The following is a 4,370-nucleotide window of genomic DNA, read 5'->3' on the forward strand; positions in this document are numbered from 1 at the left end:
GGGGGGGGGGGGGGGGGGGGGGGGGGGGGGGGGGGGGGGGGGGGGGGGGGTGGGGGGGGGCCCGGGGCGCCCGCCCGCCCGGGCCCCCGCCCCACTTCGTGGGCGGTGGGGGTTCGAGGCAAGCCGCTAGGGGAGGGTCCAGCGCTGGTTGGCGCCGGCGTTGCAGTCCCAGATCTCCAGGCGGGTGCCGTTGGTGGTGGCGAGGGCCGGGTCGTCGAGGCAGCGGCCGGACTGGGTGCTCCGCAGGGTGCCGTCCGGCTGGGGCGTCCACTGCTGGTTGGGGCCGGCGTTGCAGTCCCAGAGTTCGACCGGGGTGCCGTTGACGGTGGCGGCGCCCGTCACGTCGAGGCACTTGCCGTTGTGGGTGAGGCTGCCGTTGGACCAGGTCCACACCTGGGAGGGGCCGGCGTTGCAGTCCCAGAGCTGGACGGCGGTGCCGTTGGCGCCGGAGTCGCCGTCGGCGTCGACGCACTTGCCGGCCAGGGCGGAGGTGATCGGGCCGGTGTGGGTGGTCGGGGTGCCGGGGGTGAGGGCGAAGCGGTCGAACTGCTCGGTCCGGTAGTCGGTCACGCCCAGGCCGGCCTGTCCGTTGGTGAAGCTCGCGTCGGTCGCGCTGCCCACCGTGGTGCCGTCGATGCCGGCGGTGAGTGTGCTGCCCTCCATCGAGAGCGAGACGGTGTGCCAGCTGCCGGTGCCCGGTGCGGTGGTGGTGCCGTGGGCGAGGGTGGTGAAGTTCCAGCTGGTGTCGCTCTTGTCGATGAACCAGGCGCCGGTGTCGCTGAACCGCAGGTGGTAGGCGTTGAGGCCGTTGTTGTTGCGGCCCTGCTGGTTGACCCGGCCGAGGAGTTCGACGCTGCCCGACTGCTCGAACAGGGTGTCGGCGGTGACGGTGTAGTTGGACCAGCTGCCGTCGCCCATGATCGTGTACGGCGCGTTGTACGACTCGTCGGTCCAGCGGATCGGCGAGGTCGGGGCCATCTGGCGCAGGCAGGTCCCGGCGCGGCCGCCGCCGCAGGGGACGGTCTGGAAGGCGCCGTTCATGTCGGTGAAGTACTTCGGCGAGGTGGTGGTGGCCGCCTTCTCGAAGTCGTCCGCGTAGGGCAGGCCCAGCGGGGCGGCGGCCGGCGCGGTGGCGGTGCCCCGGCCCTGGCCGGTGGTGGTGGTCACGGTGTAGACGCGGCCGGGCTGGAGGGTGAGGGTGTACGCGCCGCCCTGCGGGGTGACGTCCTGGGCGTGGACGAACCAGTCCGCGGGCTTGTCGGAGCCCAGGTCGGTGGACCAGACGTGGACGGTGCCGGTGGACAGGCCGCCGGCGACGGTGAAGCTCGCGGTCTGGGCCGCGGCGGCGTCCATGGTCTCGATGACGGTGCTGTAGTCGCGGTTGTTCGTGGACTTGAGCGTGACGTAGCTGCCGTTGGTGCGCGCGCCGCCGAGGTAGCCGCTGGCGGAGTCGATGTAGTGCCAGCCGGGGCGGGCGAACTGGGTGGTGTGCGCCGTCACCCAGGTGGTCCTGCCGATCGTGTAGTGGCCGGACCACGGCTGGTTCGCGATCGACATGCCGTCGCTGGAGAAGTACAGGTTGGGGTAGAGCGCGGCGATGACCGGCCAGTTGACGAAGGAGGTCATCCTGCCGTCGAGGTAGTCGCGGTTGATCCCGCGCGCGACCGCGGCGGCGCCGCCGTCGGCGTCCTCGGAGCCGTTCTCGCTGGCCCACAGCGGCTTGCCGAGCCCCTGTGCGGTGGGGGTGCTCGGGCAGCTGGTGAAGTTGCCCAGGTAGCCGCACGGGTAGTGCACGCCCACGACGTCGACGGCGTCGCGGAACGCCGGGTCGGTGGCCATGGCGTCCGCGACCGCCCAGGTGTCGTCGGCGGCGACCACCTTGGTCGAGCCGTAACCGTGGGAGACCAGGGCGGACTTGAGCTTCTCGTACCAGGCGGCGTTGAAGCTCCGCTCGTTCCAGCCGCCGAGGTAGGAGACGTTCAGGTGGTGCTGTGCGGCGCAGCCCATCCAGGACATCAGGTAGTCGACGGTGTCCTGGGACCAGAAGGTGCCGCCGCTGCCGGTGTTCCCGATCCAGCCGGGGGCGCCCCAGGACAGGCCGTAGAAGGTGATGTTCGGGTTGCGGGCCTTCGCCTGTTCGGCGAGCCACCACTCGTAGCCCTGGTGGCAGTCGACGGCGCCCTTGGTGTGTTCGATGCTGGGCTCGGCGCCGTCGGTGGAGTTGGTGTCGCCGCCGATCTCCAGTTTCAGCACCTGGAGCGAGGCGCCGTAGCCGGGCTTGAACAGGTAGTCCAGCAGTTGGCTGCGCTGTGGCTCCGGATAGTCCACCAGGAGGCGGGAGTTGCCGCCGCCGCCGGAGATCGCGCCGACCCCGTCGAAGGCGAGGCCGGGCTGGGTGCCGTCGACGGTGACGGCGGTGCGGACGGCGGTGGCGGCCGTGGGTGCCGAGGGCGCCGTGGGCGCCGAGGGCGCCGCCGAGGCGGCGGGCGGTGTGGCGAGGCTGCCGAGGGAGCCCAGCAGCAGGGCTGCGGCGCCGAGGGCGGTGCGCAGTTTCGGGGGCAGGTGTCCACGGGCCATGGGCGTCTCCGGTGGCGGGAGGGTACAGGGGAGCGCCGGCGTCGGCGGGAGCATGCAGGAACGCCGGGCAGGTGCGGAGCGTAGACCCGAGTTCCAACACTAATCAACAAGAAGGCCGCAGATTCAACGGCGTTGACCACCTGTCACGACAACGCCGCACACGATCGACCGCAGGTGCGGCGGCCCGGGGTGGGGTCGCGCCGCCGGCGGGCGGTGGGGCCGCCCTCTTGACGTGAACCCGCCTTTGGCGGAAGCTGTTCCGAGCACCTACCTACCGGCTAGTAGGTGGTCTCGCACACCCATCCGAGCGCCTCTGACCAGTGTGATCAGCGGGCTTCGACCGAGCATGTGCACCTTCCCGCGCGGCCCCGGCCGCCGCGCGGGCACTTTCGCGCGCGCGGAACCGCCCGTCGGACCGGCCTGGTCGCGCCGGGTGGAGCGGGTGGCATAACGAGACGGTGTCGATCGTGCCCCGGAGGTAAACCCACGCTTGACTCCAGTGTGAACTGGGCGTTTCCTGTTGCCTCATCGCGTTTGATTGCGATGTTTTCTGATCGACTCTGTTGCTTATGGTCGATCGGTCCCACATCCTCAGGAGCCCTCACCATGCACCTCACCCTCCGTGGCCGCCTGGCCTCGCTCGCCGCGCTGAGCCTGGTCACCTCGTTCGGACTGACGGCCTGTTCCACCGGACAGACCTCGTCCTCCGGGGCCGACGCGCCGGTGGCCCCGGTGTCCGGCAAGGTCTCGATCACCTACCTGCAGAAGCAGGGTGACCAGCAGTACTTCGTGGACGAGGCGGCCGGGGCGAAGGCCAAGGCCGCCGAACTGGGCGCCGACCTGAAGGTGGTGAACCTCGGCAGCGACGCCAACAAGACGGTCGGCGAGGTGCAGGCCGCGATCGCCCAGAAGAGCAACGGCCTGATCATCGTGGTGCCGGACCCGGCGGTCGGCCCGCAGGTCGTCCAGACGGCCCGGGACGCCAAGGCCGCGCTGCTCACCTCCGACGACCAGGTCTGTGCGAGCGGCCCCTCCCCGGCCCAGTGCGCCGCCGGCGACCTGGTGCCCCGGATCGGCTTCTCCGGCCAGCAGATGGGTCAGCAGGTCGGCCAGCGCGCGGCCGAGGAGTTCAAGAAGGCCGGCTGGAACGCCGCCGACACCCGGATCATCTCCGCCTGGAAGCAGGACGTCACCGTCTGCGGCGACCGGGTCAAGGCCGCGAAGGACGCCTTCGACCAGGCCGTGCCGGGCGTGCAGGCCATCGACGTCGCCACCGACAACACCCCGACCGGCGCCCAGGACAAGGTGGCCGCCACCATCACCGCCAACCCGGGCGTCAAGCACTGGGTGACCTGGGGCTGCAACGACGAGAACGTCCAGGGTGCCGTCACCGCCCTGCAGAACGCCGGGATCAGCCCGGACGACATCGACGGCGTCGGCCTGGGCGCCTACCTGGCCTGCAAGGACTGGGCCGCCGGCAAGCCCTCCGGCATGAAGGCCGCCCTGTTCATCAACGGCAAGGACGTCGGCGCCCTGTCGGTGCAGACCATGTTCGACAAGCTCAAGAACGGCAAGGACTTCCCCAAGGAGGCCTTCGCCCCGACCAAGATGGTCGACGCCGCCACCTGGCAGTCCGCGGGCGTGTCCTGCAGCTGACGCCGCGCCCGGCGCCACCTCGGCCCGGCGCCACCTCGGCCCGACGCCACTTCGGGCCGGCCGTGGGGGGGGGGGGGGGGGCGGCGCCGCCCCCCCCCCCCCCCCCCCCAGCCCCCGCGGCGGCCCCCCCGGCCCCC

2 protein-coding genes are annotated in these 4,370 nt (G+C 71.8%); one reads left to right on the top strand and one right to left on the bottom strand.

Annotated features, from left to right (window positions below; translation table 11 throughout):
• Positions 1-126: 126 nt before the first annotated feature.
• Entirely contained in the window at positions 127-2,577 is a 2,451-nt protein-coding gene (locus ACFXOZ_RS41465) for a ricin-type beta-trefoil lectin domain protein (protein ID WP_380595236.1), read from the bottom strand.
• Positions 2,578-3,183: 606 nt separating this feature from the next.
• On the opposite strand from ACFXOZ_RS41465, the gene ACFXOZ_RS41470 reads away from it, so the two are divergent.
• Complete coding sequence (locus tag ACFXOZ_RS41470) at positions 3,184-4,233, top strand: substrate-binding domain-containing protein (RefSeq protein WP_380525689.1); 1,050 nt, start codon at positions 3,184-3,186, stop codon at positions 4,231-4,233.
• Positions 4,234-4,370 lie beyond the last annotated feature (137 nt).

Origin of the sequence: Kitasatospora sp. NPDC059160 (genome assembly GCF_042755465.1) — a bacterium.
Lineage (GTDB): Bacteria > Actinomycetota > Actinomycetes > Streptomycetales > Streptomycetaceae > Kitasatospora.